This window comes from Methanosarcina sp. A14 (genome assembly GCF_001729375.1).
GTDB classification, from domain to species: domain Archaea; phylum Halobacteriota; class Methanosarcinia; order Methanosarcinales; family Methanosarcinaceae; genus Methanosarcina; species Methanosarcina barkeri.
The window spans coordinates 1-17,329 of the sequence record NZ_LZPK01000207.1; the positions used below are offsets into that span (position 1 = coordinate 1).

16 protein-coding genes and 1 pseudogene are annotated in these 17,329 nt (G+C 37.8%); 14 read left to right on the top strand and 3 right to left on the bottom strand.

All coding sequences use genetic code 11. The annotated features are described in order from the left end of the window. On the top strand, positions 1-510 hold a 510-nt coding region (locus A9239_RS10515), incomplete at its 5' end, for a winged helix-turn-helix transcriptional regulator (protein ID WP_083250217.1). Between the two features lie 339 nt (positions 511-849). Here the strand turns inward: A9239_RS10515 and A9239_RS10520 are convergent. Together A9239_RS10520 and A9239_RS10525 are read right to left on the bottom strand one after the other, a co-directional pair. Further along, a complete protein-coding gene (locus A9239_RS10520) occupies positions 850-1,866 on the bottom strand; it encodes a UPF0228 family protein (RefSeq protein ID WP_052712935.1) in 1,017 nt (338 codons plus the stop codon). A gap of 30 nt (positions 1,867-1,896) precedes the next feature. Further along, a complete protein-coding gene (locus tag A9239_RS10525; RefSeq protein WP_141706433.1) occupies positions 1,897-3,111 on the bottom strand; it encodes a C39 family peptidase in 1,215 nt (404 codons plus the stop codon). A gap of 434 nt (positions 3,112-3,545) precedes the next feature. Here A9239_RS10525 and A9239_RS10530 point away from each other — a divergent pair, with 434 nt between their 5' ends. Then, positions 3,546-4,349 carry a winged helix-turn-helix domain-containing protein gene (locus A9239_RS10530; RefSeq protein ID WP_048156387.1) on the top strand — a complete coding sequence of 268 codons (804 nt, stop codon included), beginning with the start codon at positions 3,546-3,548 and terminating at the stop codon, positions 4,347-4,349. A gap of 81 nt (positions 4,350-4,430) precedes the next feature. After that, positions 4,431-4,634 (top strand): hypothetical protein, encoded by a 204-nt coding sequence (locus tag A9239_RS19000; protein ID WP_054864253.1) that lies wholly within the window; start codon positions 4,431-4,433, stop codon positions 4,632-4,634. A 23-nt stretch (positions 4,635-4,657) separates the two neighbouring features. Here the strand turns inward: A9239_RS19000 and A9239_RS10535 are convergent, their stop codons facing one another. Then, the gene (locus tag A9239_RS10535) at positions 4,658-5,851 is read right to left on the bottom strand and encodes a Xaa-Pro peptidase family protein (RefSeq protein WP_048156385.1); all 1,194 of its coding nucleotides are present in this window, start codon (positions 5,849-5,851) and stop codon (positions 4,658-4,660) included. A 436-nt stretch (positions 5,852-6,287) separates the two neighbouring features. Between A9239_RS10535 and A9239_RS10540 the strand changes: the two genes are divergently transcribed. From A9239_RS10540 to hdrB, 11 genes and pseudogenes are all read left to right on the top strand, one after another. Continuing rightward, positions 6,288-6,827: a DUF2284 domain-containing protein gene (locus tag A9239_RS10540; RefSeq protein WP_048122152.1), complete on the top strand. Its 540-nt coding sequence runs from the start codon at positions 6,288-6,290 to the stop codon at positions 6,825-6,827. Positions 6,828-7,130: 303 nt separating this feature from the next. Continuing rightward, a complete protein-coding gene (gene npdG, locus A9239_RS10545) occupies positions 7,131-7,838 on the top strand; it encodes an NADPH-dependent F420 reductase (protein WP_048122150.1) in 708 nt (235 codons plus the stop codon). 114 nt (positions 7,839-7,952) lie between these two features. Then, positions 7,953-8,838 (top strand): annotated as a pseudogene (locus tag A9239_RS18350) (IS481 family transposase). A gap of 530 nt (positions 8,839-9,368) precedes the next feature. Next, complete coding sequence (locus A9239_RS10550; RefSeq protein ID WP_048122148.1) at positions 9,369-10,130, top strand: class I SAM-dependent methyltransferase; 762 nt, start codon at positions 9,369-9,371, stop codon at positions 10,128-10,130. 19 nt (positions 10,131-10,149) lie between these two features. After that, positions 10,150-11,724, top strand: a complete 1,575-nt coding sequence (locus A9239_RS10555) for an ABC transporter substrate-binding protein (RefSeq protein ID WP_048156382.1) — start codon at positions 10,150-10,152, stop codon at positions 11,722-11,724. Between the two features lie 54 nt (positions 11,725-11,778). Further along, complete coding sequence (locus A9239_RS10560) at positions 11,779-12,723, top strand: ABC transporter permease (RefSeq protein WP_048122145.1); 945 nt, start codon at positions 11,779-11,781, stop codon at positions 12,721-12,723. Positions 12,724-12,735: 12 nt separating this feature from the next. Continuing rightward, complete coding sequence (locus A9239_RS10565; RefSeq protein ID WP_052712934.1) at positions 12,736-13,611, top strand: ABC transporter permease; 876 nt, start codon at positions 12,736-12,738, stop codon at positions 13,609-13,611. After that, on the top strand, positions 13,608-14,552 hold the full coding sequence (locus A9239_RS10570; RefSeq protein ID WP_230629001.1) for an ABC transporter ATP-binding protein: 945 nt from the start codon (positions 13,608-13,610) through the stop codon (positions 14,550-14,552). Before A9239_RS10565 ends, A9239_RS10570 begins: the two co-directional genes overlap by 4 nt. Next, positions 14,537-15,220, top strand: a complete 684-nt coding sequence (locus A9239_RS10575; protein WP_048122141.1) for an ABC transporter ATP-binding protein — start codon at positions 14,537-14,539, stop codon at positions 15,218-15,220. The genes A9239_RS10570 and A9239_RS10575 overlap by 16 nt, the downstream gene beginning before the upstream one ends. Positions 15,221-15,776: 556 nt before the next feature. Beyond that, a complete protein-coding gene (gene hdrC / locus A9239_RS10580; RefSeq protein ID WP_048122139.1) occupies positions 15,777-16,262 on the top strand; it encodes a CoB--CoM heterodisulfide reductase subunit C in 486 nt (161 codons plus the stop codon). Positions 16,263-16,275: 13 nt separating this feature from the next. After that, on the top strand, positions 16,276-17,178 hold the full coding sequence (hdrB, locus tag A9239_RS10585; RefSeq protein WP_048122137.1) for a CoB--CoM heterodisulfide reductase subunit B: 903 nt from the start codon (positions 16,276-16,278) through the stop codon (positions 17,176-17,178). The last annotated feature ends 151 nt before the right edge of the window (positions 17,179-17,329 follow it).

Sequence of the window (17,329 nt, forward strand, 5' to 3'; positions counted from 1 at the left end):
TTCTTTTCCTTTTTCAAACTGGCTCCCATAATTCTTGGTCAGATAAGGAGCCTAAGTAAAAATGTCAACAAAAAGAGAATTATTAATTATGTGCTGAATGAGCCTGGGTGTACGCCATCCGAAATTTCAAGAAACCTGAAAATTAGCCTGGGATCTATAAGATATCAGATCAAAACACTCAAAGCCGAAGAGGAGTTAACTTTAACGAGGGAAGGAAAGTTCACAAGAGTCTTTCAAAATTCCAATGTTTTCACAAACAACGATAAAACAATAATCTCACATCTCAAAGGCAGTACAAGAAAACAAATACTCCTTAATATTCTGGAAAATCCCGAGATTACAAATCAGGAAATTTCAGAAAAGCTGAACTTAGACAAAAGCACTACTCACTGGCATATAAAAAAATTAAGGGAAGATGATATTATTTCCTCCGAAGTAGAAGGCAAGTTTACAAAATATTTTGTGAATCCGGCTGTGGAGTCGGAGTTGCTGAAATGGCTCAAAATATGAGCCTTGAACAGCTTTATCTCAATGTCAGTTTTCTATTAATCGATTAAACATTAGCTTTATACAAGACTTAATTATTCAAACGACAGAATATCAACCAGCTACTAATATACTATTAAAAAATTGAGATCATAAAGTATTACAACTTGAATTCAGGTTTTTTAGGCACATAAATTTCTATTGATGCCAAAATATACGCTTAACCTTAAATACACAAAACCGAGGCTTTAATTTTTAAAACCATGTTCGTTTGTTAAAGGTTTATTCCAGTAGTATTAAAATGTGTCTTCTATATATCAGAATAGAAGCATTAGTTTATAACATTTTTCGGATAGGCTCTTATTAGGTACTGCCGGAAAATACTACAGTCAATACCTTCTCATTCATTTTAAGCTCGTTTTCTATTTTTCTTTCATCGCTCTCCCAAATCCAATTCTTAGCTCCATCCCCAAGAGTAATACAACATAGGACGGAGTTTTTCACTTGAAGATTATCTTTCTCCAGTATTGCAAGGAAATTTTCATCCTGAATAGCTTGTTCAGTTACCGTAATTATATAACTATTTCCTTTTTTGATATCATGGTTAAAATATATATGATCAGTCCAATTTTCATCTTTTCTCAATTCATCTCTTACGCCCATTCTTTTATCTGCGTCTACCTTTAGGTAGTACCTTTCTGGCTGAAGGTCAGAATTATATTCTATGGTGTTCATAGTCATGTTGTATTTTTCAAGAATGGCTTTAACTTCAGGCTCGGTGGTTCCATCTTCAAATTCAATTAATAAATGATATACCTTCGTATCTGGAGATGCGGTCAGCACCTTTTCATTTCTTTCAAGCTCATTTGCAATTTGGAATGCATCTTTCTCTGGAATACCACCATTCTTAGATTCATCTTCTAAACCAATATAACAATATACGGATTTTTTCATTGGAAGATTGTTTTTTTCCAGTATTGCGAGGAAATTTTTATCCTGAATAGCTTGTTCCGTTACCGTTAATATATAATTACTTCCTTTTCTTACAGGGCCAGTCAAGTTTATATCATCTACCAATTCCTCTATATTTATTGTTTTATCTCTATCTAATATCATGTAGTACCTACTTGGCATAATATCAGAATTGTAATCTATGGTGTTTATAGTCATGTTGCAGTTTTCAAGAATGGCTTTAACTTCAGGCTCAGTAGTCCCCTCTTCAAATTCAATAAAAAAGCCAGCTACTTGTTTTTCTTGAACTGACATTTTCGTATCAACTGGTGCCTTTGTGTCAACTGGTGCACTTGTAAACAACCCCCCGAGTATTATAAGAGCTAGAACACTGCTAAAAACAGCAATTACTTTACTGATTTTACTCAAATTACCACCTTCTAAAAAAACGAGGAGTTTTTAACTCCTCACATATACACGGTAATCTTCTGAACCAAACGTTTCCATATAAGAATAACCATAATCCTCAGGTAATGGATCGTCGATTGCCAATAAATATTCCGGGTAATTACTTAAGTATCCACTACAAACTCTAGAGTGACTATCTCTTATACTTACGAAGGGTCTATTATTATTAATTTCAGAAACCGCTTGACTAAACGTAAAGACTGTAACATATGCTGAATTAGGTTTATTTAATCCATTGGATGGTTTATAGTAATTTAACTGATTATTATTAATGACATTCCCGCCAGTAGTATAACCTGGGCCCATCTTTTGATATATATAATCTTGGGTATGAAATACATCATAATAATCAGCAATCATTTGGCCACATGCTGGAGCACAGTAATGATCATTTTCTTGCCCATATAAAGTAGTATCGAGATAATAACTTGTACTTCTTCCCACTATTGTTGTGTCGTCACTAAGTTTTTTGATATCTTCTTCAGTGACTGGCATATTAATATTAATTCCCTTAATAGTTGCTGCATGTTCTATAGATTTAGTAAGCTCATCACTTTTTTGCCACTTTTTCAAATTCTCGTCTATTTCATTCTTTGACTTTTGTTCATAGATTGAGCAGACTCCAAGTTTTGTTTCAGTTGTAGGCTCATCTGGTACCACATCAAGGGTATATGCATCCACAAATATCCGATGTTCGTCTCCTGTAGTCTTGTCTTTTACTACGGTCATTGCCCCTATTTTGGGATAGCTATATACAACCATCTTAGTTGATTTGATTTCTCCAGTTGGGTAATTGCTTTTAGCAGTTTCGATTGACTTTTCCATAACTTCAGTCATGTTAAACGGTATCGGGTTAAATTCGATGACTTGGATTGGCTGCCCCAGTGTTTTATTGGCACCAACATCGATTTTACCTATTGTTTTATTATTTTCATATACTGAAAATTGATAATACAATTTTTGACCATTTATATCATAAAGCTCCAGTGGTTTGGGATCAATAGATGCCCCTTTCCAGCTTCCAAATTTTTCTGTATCGGTTGCTATAAACCTTATCATGCGCGTATTTGCATGCTTAAAGGCTTCCTCTGCAGTTACACTATGACTGTTTTCTTCCTGTGCATTAACAGTTGGTACTAACATCATACCAACCAGCAGTATTGCTAAAATTAGCATACCTATTCCTGAGTCATTTCTTGTTCTCATGCCTTTACCTCGTGTATTTTTACCCAGGAGGCAGGATCAAGCAAGCCTTAAATATTCTTAAGCTATCATTTCCTTGCCTCAGGGCATGTGAAGTTCAAATATGCTCTGGAAGGTTTGTTTGAACTTCACATTCAAAAATTTCTCTTAATTTTCTCCTATACATTTGTTACGTCGATGAATATTTCATCAGCCTGATTAACATTCATTAAGTCGCACCTCTTTCTCATCGAAAATGACGAGATTTCAGAGCTTTAATCGACGTTTGAAATTCGATCTACTTTTAGCAAATAATCTGCATATTCTTCCCCTTCACTTTGTTATAAAATTAATAAAAAGGTAGCAACAAACATGCCTCAACAAAAGAAAAGGATATATTATGTCAAAACAATTTAATAAGAAAGTAGGGAAAAAATCTGTAGATGTGGCGACAGGAAATGAACAGCTTCGAAATTTATAAAGAGATGAGCGATGGCATTCAGGCAATATACAGGTCAAGACTTCTAACAGAGATACTTCTGTCATTAAATGAAGGCAGCAGAAAGCTTTCTCAGCTGCGTGAAATTACCGGAAGCACTTCTCAGGTTATAATTCCAAAGCTCAGGAAACTCGAAGCAGATCGTCTAATAGAAATGAAAGGACGTGAGTATTTCCTGACGCCAGCAGGAAAAGTTGTAGCTTTAGAAGTAGCTGACTCTTTTATAACATTTTGGACAATTAATAAATTTAAGCATTTCTGGTTGAGACATTACCTTGAAGGAATTCCCGGTCCTCTGTTAAAAGAAATCGGATGTCTTTACGAGTCTGAAGTCCTCAAAGATAAAGGTATGAAGATCCTTAATGTCTATAACAACCAGTTAAAAATAATTAAAGAAGCAGATCATATATATGGCATATCGTCCGTAGTGACCAGCGGATATGCTGATTCAATCTTTGAAAGAGTGAAAGAAGGAATCCCTGTTGAGCTTATAATTTCTCTTCATGTTGCAGAAGAATTGAATCAATCACCTTACTTGGAAAAAGTAGAAGCACTGAAAGATTATGAAAACTTCAAATTAATTGTCATGGATCAAGATATCAAAGTGGGGCTCATTGTTACGGATAAACACCTTTCTCTGAGCCTGTACAAAAACGGAAACGTTGAATACGACATCAGTACAGGATTATTCAGTTCTGACTCGAAGGCCATTGAATGGGGAGAGAGGTTTTTTTGGTATTGTAAAGGCAGGCAGAGTTCATAAAAATGAAATTTGATTTTGCAGTTATCGATCAAATCAGGAAAAATGGACATATCAGCCTTGTTTAGCCAGTTCCCGAGGTAATTGTCCAACGAACTGTTGGACTATTGCCTCTTCGGGATAAGCTTCCGCAAGCGCCGTCAGGCAAGCTGGTGGGTGGCACTTTCTAACCTATGGATTGAAAAATGCTTCCAGGTTAAGGAAAGTATTTTTCGGAAAGAAAAAATGCCGTTTTCAGGCATCTGGAAATATAATCACCTGTTAGTAAGAAACCTTCTAGATGCTTGATTCCCTGGATGTTTGATTCGCAATTAAAATACTTGAATCAATCCCGGATTATCTCCTGTAATACACTCTCCGCCTTTAGCAGTTACTATGAAAGTATTTTCAATCCCTACCATTCCTATATTTTCAATTCCTTTTTTAGGTTCGAGAGCAAATACCATTCCTTCCTGGAGGGGCTCATCAAATCCTTCAGCAATCACAGGCGTTTCGTCGATTAGTAATCCAACCGCATGGCCTATGAATTTAACTTTGCGGTTGCCAAAACCCATAAAGTTCTGAAGAAATTCCGAATCGAGCTTATTCATTATGGTATTGTAGATTTCCGAGGGAATAGCACCTGGTTTTAACATTGAAGCAGCTTCGTTCTGTATCTCCACACATTTATTATGGGCATCTATGGCATATTGTGGAAGCGAAGAACCAAACATGTATGTGGTCGTTTTATCCGTGTTATAACCTTCAATCCCACATCCAATATCAATGAATACCAGATCTCCTTTTTTCAGCTTTCTCTCACGGCTTCCAATCAGGGGAACTGCAGGACACATCCCGTAGATTCCTCCAGGTCCGTTAAAGTAAGAAGGATAAATTGAACTTTCACCAAAACAGACATTTCCCAGGATCATCTCGGTATCGAACATTCCAAAACGGCATAATCCGTGATGTCCTTCTTCAACCATAACTGAATATATTTCGGTTGACAGGTCCACTTCACTCATTCCTTCCTGCAGCATTTCAGGTACAAGATCTTCCAGCACATGCTGATGAATTCTACCAGCTTCTCTTGTTATCGAGAGTTCATATTCGCTTTTTACTGCTCTGACAGCGCAAATTTGAGAGTCAGCAGATTTGGCATTCTTAAAAGGGAAGTATTTTTGAAATCTCTGGTACAAAGCTAGAGGAACAACTTCGGTTTCAAGGTATACTGTGTTCGGAAGCCTACTTATACTCTTTGTGGCATCACGGAAACTGTTCATAGGTTTTATATTTGGAAATAAGGATTCATCCAGGGCTCTTTCGTAGCTGCGGCGTACCCAGAAAGTTTCTTCTCCGTGCTTAGGGATAATCAGCATTCCATCTTGCATCGTACCCGTAAAATAATAAAGATTGATTTTGCTGAAGATAACAGCTATCTCCCATTGAGGATTTGAGATATCCATCCGTTTTCTAAAATTTCTCATCCGTTTTTTCAATTCAGTTAAAGGTACTTTTTTAATCATGTAGATTCCTTTACTAATTATCTGTTATCAATTAAGAGATATCAATTCAGTAGTGAATATGGCAAGGATTTATGAGCAAATATAGATAGTAAATATAATAATTCTTGTTTTTCATAACAAAACTATATTTCTCTCAGTGATTTCTTAAAAGATAAAAAATAACTTTAGGGCTAGTTAACTTTAATGCTAGTTAATTTTAGAGCTAGTTAATTTTAGAGCTAGTTAATTTTGGAGCTAGTTAATTTTAGGGCTAGTTAACTTTAATGCTAGTTAACTTTAAAGCTAGTTAATTTTAGAGCTAGTTAATTTTAGAGCTAGTTAACGTTATGGATAGTAAGATCTCAATTCATTTCTCAAAGTAAAAAATAATTGGAAAGATAACAAATTAAGAAGAAAGAAGACAGAAAAACAAAAAGGTTTTTTTAAAGGGGTTATCATGTTAGGAAAATTTGAAGATCTTGTTGAAAAGGCTTCAGGGTTGGGTCTCAAGGCTTACCTTGTGGATGCAGAAGATATTCCGGTTGAAAACAGGATTGCTCTGAAGTGTGCTTACGGTTGCAGAGGTTATGGAAGGAGACTGAGCTGTCCACCTAATGTTATATCGGTTGATGAGTTTAGAAAAATCATAGGAGAATACAATAGTGCGCTTCTACTTATCGAAGAACGCGATACTTCACAGGTTTCGGATATCCATGAGGTCTGGGAAGACATTCGTAAAGACTCCTTCCATAAAATGTTAAAGCTTGAACATGAAGCTTTCAAGGAAGGCTTTACTTTTGCGCATCTTCTGAGGCCTGGCTCATGCAACGAATGCGAAATCTGTAATCTTGAAAAATGCATAAAGCCGGAATTGAGGCGTTTTGCACCTGAGGCTGTAGGAATAAATCTCCAGAAGGCAATGGAAAAGGCAGGACTTGTACTTGAGTTCTGCATACCTGAAAAAACTATATGTGTTGGGGTTTTACTGCTTGAATGAAAATTCAAGCAAAATATAAACGATGTATATTCCTAAATCTTTGTGATGTCTGTTCATAGTGTGTTTAGAGTGTTGAATTATTAAAAGAAATATTTAATGAGAAAAGCGAAATTAATAAAAGAGTTTAGTTTTATAGTCCTAGATAAATATTCAGATTAATGAAAGTAATTATAGAAATCTGGAGTCGCTATACATAATATTCTAATTTAATTAGCGATCTTAATTTAATTAACAAAGACAGAAGGTGCAATTACTTTCTAACATATTTTATAGAAAATATAGCAAACTGGAGGTTTTTTCAAATTGAGTTCTGAAAAGTTAAAAATAGCTGTCTTAGGAGGAACTGGCAATATAGGAGAAGGTATGGTGCTCAGGCTGGCCCTTCAAAACCTTATGGCTGAAGGCGTAAAGAACGAAGTAATTATAGGATCCAGATCCAAGGAAGCTGCCAATGAAGCCGCAAAAAAAGCCATTTCCGAACTTGAAAACTGCGGGTTTGACACTTCTAAGATAACTATCACAGGAAACAGTAACCATGAAGCTGCGCAAGCAGCCGAAGTAATAATTCTTACTATTCGTTTTGGCCACGTTTTGCCTTTGCTGCATGAGATTCGTGAGGCTCTTGAAGACAAGATTCTTATTACTCCTGTAGTCCCGATGGAAAAGGAAGGAGACCTTTTTGTATATGAACCTCCAGAGGAAGGTTCAGCCGCTCTTGCAATTCAGAAAAATGTCCCGGCTTCTACAAAAGTTGTTGCAGCTTTCCACAACATCCCGGCAAGAAAATTGAGGGATATTGTTAAGTGCAAATCTGTATACCATGCGCTGGTATGTAGTGATGATGCCGAAGCAAAGAAGCTGGTCATTAAGCTTACAGATCATATGGGATGCATGAAACCCCTGGATGGAGGCCCTCTTAAGCAGGCAAATACTATGGAATCGCTTACACCATTGCTGATCAACCTTGCAAAACTTAACGGATTTAAAGATCTCGGAATAAATTTCTCCTAAAAATCTCAGATAAAAATAGCTAAAAGAACATATCTCAGAAAAAGGATTGCAGAAACATGTTTTATCCCGAAATGATTTCGTGTTAACTATGTTATTTGGAATCCCTTATCTTTTGTGAAACTTGACAGGAAAAAGATCCGTTGGATTGTTACTCTAAAGTTGAAAGGGGAATCCTCCTATACGATAGCTGAGATCCTCTGAACCTCAGCTCATCGAATTCAGCAGATCTATAAAGAATACATTGAAGCTGGTAAGCTTCTTCAGGTTAGCAATTATCTTGGAATACCAAAGAAGCCATTATTCTCTGATGAAAAGGAATTGATTGATCAAACTTATTCAGATTACAAGTTTGGAGTATATTACTTTGAGATTCTCGTGGAAGGCAAATATAATCCAGGATATCTCATAACAGAATCCATAAATATCTACTCAGCATGAACCTTGTCAGTGTGAACCGATAAAAGAAATAAGAGGTGAAAATGGTACAGATACGAACGTGAACACAGCATGTCTGCTGCACGCATCGATTGGCATGAAAACCCCAGATTAGGCTTGCAGGTCTGTGCCATTCTTGATGAGTCATCAAAAATGAATTGCAGGTGGAGAATATGTTCATTGTAACATGGAGAACACCATTAAAGTAATTGATGAACTTGTCAGTGAGTACTGGGACATATGTCTTTTAAGGAAATTTATCATGGAGTGAATTCAGAGTTCACAGGATCAATAAAGATGGTTCATGGAATAGTAAGTTTAACTCCTAAGGCGCATTGAATAACCTGGAATTAAACCAATATTTACAATGGTAAGACATCCTCAGACAAACGGAAAATAGAGAAATAGTTCTATACATACGAAAGGTTTGGAGAAAGATCCAAATTTTTCGAAGAATTCATACAGTGGTTGTAACAAGAGACCTCATGGAGCTTTGAAACTTGAACAATTAGAATCATCACAAAGTGTATTCCGGAATAGATTACCGGTTGAGGTAAAATTCTGAATAAAAGTGAAATTGTTTGAGTTGTGAAAATAAAAAACGAAAAAAGTTTCAAAGTGAAATTATTTTAGACTAAAAATATAATTTGTTAAAATTTTGTTCTTTGTTAAAATAAATCATCCTCATAAATCTTATCTTTATGTTTTTATCTTCAATTATAGGATTCTATTTTGACTTCCCTGTTTTCTTAAATCTTGCTTATTACGTTGATATGAACTTTTTTTAACCTGGCAACAAGACTTCTCAATGTTGAATGTAGCCTATGAGGAAATTTGGAGGTTAATAAAACATAAATTACCAAAATGATCTCTAATATATTTATATTGTTAATTAAATAATTCATAGAACTTCATTCAAGGCCGTCACATAATGAAGTCACACAATAAATGTATTAGTTATTAATTTATACTACTAGACTCTTTGTATTACTACTAATAAACATTACTAATCCTACTAATAAACATTACTAATCCTACTAATAAACATTATCAATAAAGTGAATTATTTATATTTTTTTATTATTATAACGCCCCATGACTCTTGAAAACAAACAAATCAAAGAACTCATTACAAGCAAATGGGATGAATCTTCAGCTACCTATGACACACAGCATGGGCACAAAGTAAAAAGTCTTGAGGAAGCTGATGCTTGGAAGACAATGTTCAAAAAGATCATTCCAGAAGGAAAACTTGATGTTCTGGATGTAGGTTGTGGAACAGGTGAGCTAAGCATTCTTTTTGCAGAGATGGGACATAACGTCACAGGTCTTGATCTTTCCGAGAAAATGATGGAAAAAGGACGCCTAAAATCCATGTCCCAGGGGCTATCCATTAAATTTCTTAAAGGCGATGCCGAAAATCCTCCTTTTGATGAAAAAAACTTCGACGTGGTAATAACTCGTCACCTTCTGTGGACTCTCCCCAACCCGAAAACAGCTATAAAGAACTGGAACAGAGTCCTTAGAGATGGAGGTTATGCCATAATTATCGATGGGATCTGGGACGACGGTTCTCTAAACACTCGAGTCAGACGTTTTATAAGCAGTCTTGGAATTCTTATTTTTGAACAAGCAAATCCATGGGAAGGCCACTATTCTAAAGAACTGACAGCATCGCTTCCCAATGCCAGCGGCACTTCACTGAAAGAGTCTAGGCAATATCTTAAGAATGCCGGATTTTCAAAAATCGATGCCTATGATATATCTCACATCAGGAAAATACAGAAGCAATACATGTCTTTCTGGAAACGAATCGGGTACAATTACGATTATTACATGCTCTACGGTAAAAAATAATTTTAAAAGAGGTAGAACTATGTACAGAAAGAAAGCAGACTCATTTTTGCTTATGGCTATGCTTATGGTAGTCGCAATGGCAATTTCTGGTTGTCTCGATTCAGGTAAAGCCGATGTAAGTAACGAAAGTGACGTTAAGGAACTGACAATTGGGGAAATGTGGGACATAGAATCTATTGATCCAGCTGAAGACATGAAGGTAATATGTGAAAAAGCTCTGGTTGTGGAAACTCTTGTGACAACAAATGAGGATTTTTCACTGGCACCAGGTCTTGCAACATCATGGCAGCAGCTTGACAATAATACATGGGAATTCAAGCTAAGGAAGGATGTCAAGTTCCATGATGGAACCAACATGACTGCAGAAGATGTAAAATTCTCGTTGGATAGAGCCATTAGCAGGAATGTCAATGTTGCATCAATGTTGAATATAAAATCTATAGAAGTAAAAGATAACTATACTCTGCTCATAAAAACAGCTGACCTCAATACGATGCTTCCAGCTGTACTTCACTATCCCTGTACTGCAATAATAAACAGGAATTCGGTAGATGAAAACGGGGACCTGATAAAACTTATAAGCACCGGTCCATATATGTTTGAGTCATTTGACGAGCAGACCAATGTACTTACAGTTGTTAAGAATAAGAATTGGTGGGGAGGAAAAGTAGGCCTTGATAGAATGGTAATCAAAGGTATGCCAGATCCTAACACAAGAGCAATAGCAATAGAAAGCGGAGATATCGATTTTACAGTAGATGTACCATACAGTGAAACCGACAGGATTGATGCTCTTGAGGGTATTAATGTAGAAAAACACGTGGAACCCAGAGTTTATAAGATAGACGTAAATCTTGCAAAGGACAAGTTAAACGATACCAGAGTCAGGCAGGCGATCTCTTATGCAATTGACAGAGATAGCATTGTAAAAAATGTACTCTATAATGTAGGCGAACCTGCAGCCGGACCTTTCCTTCCTAACATGGTCTGGACTAACAAAGACCTTGAACCCTACAAGCAGGACTATAAAAAAGCAGATTCACTTCTGACTGAAGCAGGCTGGATTGACACTGATGGAGATGGGATAAGAGATAAAGATGGTCAGAAGCTGGAACTTACTCTCATGACATTTTCAACAAGGCCCGGACTTCCTCCAATGGCAGAGGCTATTGCAGCACAGCTAAGTAAAATCGGCATAAAAGTGACACCTGAAGTGCTGGAATACGGTGATATTCTTGAGAGGCAAAAAGAAGGAAACTGGGATCTGAGTCTTGCACCATTCGCCATCGCAATGGTACCTGATCCTGAATTTATCCTTACCAACTGGTATAGCACAAACGGTACAGACAATAAGCCCGGATACTCAAATCCTGAAGTCGATAAACTCATAGAAGAAACAAAAGGCATCACCAATCAGGAAGAGAGATATGCGAAATTCAACGAGGTTGAAAAAATAGTATACGAAGAACAGCCAATGATCCTTGTGGCTTATTATGGTTGTGATATTGTTAAGAAAGATACGGTCAAGGGTTACATTTTTGACCCAACAGCTCACGACTATCGCATTAACGCCGGGATGTATATTGAGAAATAAACTCTATTTTGAAATGACCGGTAATTCCGGTCTTCTTTTTTTCAGGAGGGGTACATGCACAAATATTTACTAAAACGATTTGCATCCATGCTGATCACACTTTTTGTGGCGTGTGCACTGACATTTTTCTTGATGCATATGATACCTGGAGAAACTACAGAGATAATTCTCAAACATACTTTTATAGGCCTGGAACAAACAGCCACAGAAGAGCAATTGGTGCAATTTTCAGAAAAATATAACCTCAATGACCCTCTATACATTCAGTTTTTCGAATGGTTGAAAAATTTTCTGTTAAACGGTGACATCGGTACTTCCTATGTATATCATAAACCTGTGATATATCTTCTGAAACTACGTCTGCCGGCAACAATCCTGCTGGCGACATCAAGTATGTTGATAACTGTTGTTTTAGGTATAAGCCTGGGAGTGTATTCTGCCCTGAAACAGAATAAGTTGTCAGACCATATTCTCAGGTTTGTCAGCCTTTTCGGAGTTTCAATGCCGGGATTCTGGATCGGCCTTCTTCTTATCCTGCTTTTCTCAGTCAAGCTCAAACTGATACCTGCAACGGGTTATGGTAGTCTGGAGAATCTTTTCCTGCCAGCCCTTGCGCTCTCATCACATTCGATAGCATCGGTGATGAGGATTACAAGAACAAGCATGCTTGAGACACTTGGTCAGGATTACATAAAATTTGCCGTAGCTAAGGGACTTTCCACAAGAACTATAGTCTTAAGGCATGCTATGAAAAATGCTCTGCTACCAGTGATAACAGTTCTTGGCTTTCAGATGGGGCACCTGCTTGGCGGTTCCATTGTTATAGAACAGGTATTTACATGGCCTGGAATAGGCAGTCTCCTTGTCAATTCGATATCTGCTCGTGACATCCCTGTCGTGCAGGGTTGTGTAATGTGTATAGTGGCAATGTTTCTTATGATAAATTTCCTGGTGGATATCTTCTATACGTATCTGGATACAAGAATAAAATATGATTAAAACGTGGTTATAATGAAAAATATAAAAATTCCTGACAGCATCATAAGTGAAGACCACATACAGATGATCTTCAGGAGAAAGGACATGCTGATTGCCCTCGTCCTTCTTTTTACTCTAATGTCAATCGCCCTAATTGCTCCATGTATCGTCCCATCTGATCCCAACGAGGTAAATCTTAATAACAAAAATCTTGGTCCTTCATCAGAACACTTACTTGGCACCGACTATCTCGGACGTGATATGTTGAGCAGAATAATGATTGGAGCTCATACATCCCTATTGATATCATTTGGTGTTGTTTTGATATCTCTTGTGTCCGGCGTTTTTCTGGGATGCATGGCAGGTTACTGTGAAGGCTATGCGGATGATGTGATCTCGAGACTTATAGACCTATTCCTTGCATTTCCGGGGATAATCTTTGTCCTGACAGTAATGAGTATGCTTGGCACTGGTGTCGTAAATATCATAATTGCGCTTTCAATCGTCCAGTGGGCAGGTTACGCCCGGCTGATGCGGGGACAGGTGATTTCGGTTAAAAAGAACGAATATGTTCTTTCAGCAAAGATGATAGGTATAGGAGATATCAGGGTACTATTAAGGCATATTGTTCCCAATTCTATAGCTCCTATCCTTGTCCTTGCGACAATTGACATTGGACATGTCATTCTTTCCATATCTGCCCTGAGTTTTTTGGGTATCGGGCTTCCTGCCGATATTCCAGAATGGGGTGCCATGCTGAGTGCAGGAAAAGCCTATATGAGGACAGCGCCTTTCCAGACAATTTTCCCTGGAATGGCAATAACAACTTTTGTGGTTATTTTCAGCATAATCGGTGATGGAATGCGAGACATTCTCGATCCTCAGGACAGAGGTGGTGATATTTATTGAACATATCGGGAAATATTCTTGAAATTCGTGACCTTGATGTTTTTTTTGAAACCAATGAAGGATATGTGAAAGCCGTGAACAAGGTTTCACTGAATATTAGAAGAGGAGAATGCATTGGGATTATTGGGGAAACAGGTTCTGGCAAGTCTGTTATAGGGCAATCTGTGCTGCGTTTACTTGCAAACAATGCCCATGTGAATGGGAGTATCTATTTCCATGGTACGGATCTGCTAAAAATGGACATAAAGGAAATGAAAAAAATAAGGGGCAAGGAAATTTCACTGATACCCCAAAATCCTGCAAAATCCCTGAATCCTGTTCTGAAAAATGGGAAACAGGTTATTGAGGTTTTTGATAACAAAAATATTACTTTGCCGGAGAAACGAAAAAAAGTCATCTCAATAATGAGCCGATTATTTTTTAAAGATTTAACTAAAGTGTATAATTCGTATCCATACCAGCTTTCAGGTGGCATGAAGCAAAGGCTTCTGGCTGCAATTGCTCTTTGTTCAGATCCTGAGCTGCTCATAGCTGATGAACCAACAAAAGGACTGGATCCAGATTCTATGGATAAGATCTGTGAATTGTTCATGCATATCAAGGCAGATCACAAAAGAACAATGCTGATAATCACCCATGACCTTGATTTTGCTCTCCGGATATGTGATCGGATAGCAGTTATGTATTCAGGAGAGATAGTTGAGGTGAATAGGGTAAAAAAGATTATTGATTCTCCTTCACACCCATACACACAGGGACTTATCAGTGCCCTTCCTCGCAATGGACTTGTACCTCTCCCAGGGCAGAGCCCAAGCAGAATATTCCTGCCGACAGGATGTTTCTTTAGCCAGCGATGTAGATTTAATTCTGCTTCATGTGTTAGTGAGCATCCCCTTCTAAGAAAATTTGATGGAGGCATGGTCAGATGTCACATGTACTGAGTGTGAAATCTCTGTCCAAGTCATTTGATTCTAATGAAATAATCAAGGACATTAACTTCTCTATTTCAAAAGGAGAAACTCTTGGGCTGTTTGGCAAAAGCGGTTCAGGGAAAACCACAGTCGGTAAATGTATCACAGGTCTTGAAAAACCTAGTTCAGGTAATATCATATTCAAAGGTAAGGACATTTCAGACAGGAAAACCATATCAACTATACTCCCGAAAATACAAATGATATTTCAGCATCCTGAAACATCATTGAACCCTAGGATGAAGGGATTTGAAAGCATAGCAGAGCCGCTGAGAATTCACTCAAGTATGAGAAAAAATGAGCTTTCAGAAAAAATTGGTGAACTCGTAGAGCTTGTAGGCCTTCACATGGAGCACCTTCATCGTTACCCTTCCCAGCTTAGCGGCGGAGAGATACAGCGCATAGTGCTTGCAAGAATTCTATCCGTTAAACCGGAGCTGATAGTTGCAGATGAACCAACCTCAATGCTGGATGTCTCGGTACAGGCCCAGATACTGAGGCTTATGCAGAAGATACAGGATGAAACTGGAGTTTCTTATCTGTTCGTATCCCATGACATTGAAGTTCTGCGTCATGTCTGCCATAGGATAGCATATCTTGAGAACGGGACAATAGCGCGGATAGAAAAAGTGAATTAACAGAATAATTGTATCCTCTTCCATTGGTCATCGGTTAAGGAATTTTCTTGCCTGATGGCTATTGATTTTGCATTGGAAGTCGTTCTTAAATTTTTACCTCTTTACATGAAATCGATAATTTTTCAAAGGTTATGTGGGAAGTTTTCCGTTCCCGCAGCAAGCTCGCGATATATTTGACTGAAATAAAATCAAAAAATACGGTTAACTTCCTCCTGAAGGAATTGTATCATCCTATTCTATAATTTTTCAAGTGAGTGCTCATAACCTGTAATTACCCTTGATCCGGATTTTAATCCCGGATAATTTAGCTCATGTTAAATATCATAAGAGTAATACAAATATATAATAAAGAATTCTTTAGTACAGAATTCAACTGAGGATTCGACTGAAAATTCTCTGAATAAATCAGTTCGAATGAATTTATCATTTGAAATTGGAAACTCTGCCCATCAGCATCCTGAATTAACGGCAGTGTTTCATCCTGACCTGTTTCTTTCGGTTACACTTATTTTTTTAAAAACGGGATAACCAATATAAAATCAGACAGTGAACCTGTATGAGTGAAGAATTGCCAAAAGTGTTAAAGGATGCAGGGCTTGACTTATTTTCCTGCATGCAGTGTGGCATATGCACAGGGAGTTGTCCTTCAGGACGTCACACCGGGCTCAATACGCGAAGAATTCTTCGGGACGCACGCAAGAACAGAGCTACTGTTCTATCAGATGATGCCCTCTGGCTCTGTACAACCTGCTACACCTGCCAGGAACGCTGCCCGCGCGAGATACCAATTACTGATGCCATCCTTGAGCTCAGAAGACTTGCAGTAAAAAAAGGTTTCATGCTTCCAGAGCACAGGAAGGTCTCGGAAATGGTCATGGAATTCGGACATTCAGTCCCTCTGGATGAAGAAACAAAGAAAAAGAGGGAAGAACTGGGTCTTGATCCAATACCTGAGACTGTCCAGAAGTATCCTGAAGCCCTTCAAGAGGTAAGGAATCTTCTCAAAGCATGCAAATTTGACGAGCTAACGGCTGAAAAATAAGGAGGCACAGAATATGGAAAAACTATCACTATTTCTTGGATGCATCGTACCCAACCGTTACCCTGGAATTGAAAAAGCAACTAAGCTCTGCCTGCAAAAGCTTGATATAGACGTATCCGATCTGCCAGGAGCTTCCTGCTGTCCTGCTCCAGGAGTCTTCAAGTCCTTTGATAAAGCAACCTGGCTTGCCCTTGCCAGCCGGAATATAGTTCTTTCTGAAAAGATGAGTAGAGATGTACTTACGGTCTGCAATGGTTGCTACGGCTCTCTGGCGGATGCTAATCTGGAACTGAAAAAAGATCCTGAATTAAAGGCGAGCACGAATAATTGCCTTAAAGAAATCGGCATGGAGTTCAAAGGCACTGTTGAGGTCAGGCACATAATAGAATATCTATATAAAGAATTTGGGCCTGAGGCACTCAAGGAATATATCACAACCCCACTTGACCTCAAAGTGGCACTACACTACGGATGTCATCTTATCAAGCCTTCTAGGGATAGAAATCTTGGAGAAACGGAGGCTCCGATTTTCTTTGACGAACTTGTTGAAGCCACAGGTGCAAAAAGTGTAGATTACACCGACAAGATGATGTGCTGTGGAGCCGGAGGAGGAGTACGCTCAGGACATGCTACTGAATCCCTTGAGATGCTTGAGCACAAGCTTGCCTGTATTCGGCAAGCAGGAGTTGACTGCATTGTTAATGCATGTCCTTTCTGCCACCTGCAATTTGATAGGGGACAGCTCGCAGTCAATGAAAAATTCGAAATGGATTACTCGATCCCTGTCCTTCACTATTCTCAGCTACTGGGCCTTGCTCTTGGTTTTTCTCCATCTGATTTGGGAATCGAACAGAATGCGGTTCAGAATGTCGAGTTTCTTGCAAAAATCTATGAGATCAGTGCAGGTTTAAAATAAAAATCAGGAATAAATATTCAAGAAAAAAAGTCAACTAAAAGGTAGAGAAAGAAAATAGGAAAGAGAACATTTTCATTTTTTATGCCAGAATTAAAGATTTTGTCATTTACAGTTTTATCTTTCATGATTTTTTTCATAGTTTTTCTTTCAT

Excerpts from the sequence above, each read along its gene's own strand:
- A9239_RS10525 (WP_141706433.1), bottom strand. The coding sequence starts at position 3,111 with ATGAGAACAAGAAATGACTCAGGAATAGGTATGCTAATTTTAGCAATA.
- A9239_RS10530 (WP_048156387.1), top strand. The coding sequence starts at position 3,546 with ATGAACAGCTTCGAAATTTATAAAGAGATGAGCGATGGCATTCAGGCA.
- A9239_RS10535 (WP_048156385.1), bottom strand. The coding sequence starts at position 5,851 with ATGATTAAAAAAGTACCTTTAACTGAATTGAAAAAACGGATGAGAAAT.
- A9239_RS10540 (WP_048122152.1), top strand. The coding sequence starts at position 6,288 with ATGTTAGGAAAATTTGAAGATCTTGTTGAAAAGGCTTCAGGGTTGGGT.
- A9239_RS10550 (WP_048122148.1), top strand. The coding sequence starts at position 9,369 with ATGACTCTTGAAAACAAACAAATCAAAGAACTCATTACAAGCAAATGG.
- A9239_RS10555 (WP_048156382.1), top strand. The coding sequence starts at position 10,150 with ATGTACAGAAAGAAAGCAGACTCATTTTTGCTTATGGCTATGCTTATG.
- A9239_RS10560 (WP_048122145.1), top strand. The coding sequence starts at position 11,779 with ATGCACAAATATTTACTAAAACGATTTGCATCCATGCTGATCACACTT.
- A9239_RS10565 (WP_052712934.1), top strand. The coding sequence starts at position 12,736 with ATGAAAAATATAAAAATTCCTGACAGCATCATAAGTGAAGACCACATA.
- A9239_RS10575 (WP_048122141.1), top strand. The coding sequence starts at position 14,537 with ATGTCACATGTACTGAGTGTGAAATCTCTGTCCAAGTCATTTGATTCT.
- hdrC (WP_048122139.1), top strand. The coding sequence starts at position 15,777 with ATGAGTGAAGAATTGCCAAAAGTGTTAAAGGATGCAGGGCTTGACTTA.
- hdrB (WP_048122137.1), top strand. The coding sequence starts at position 16,276 with ATGGAAAAACTATCACTATTTCTTGGATGCATCGTACCCAACCGTTAC.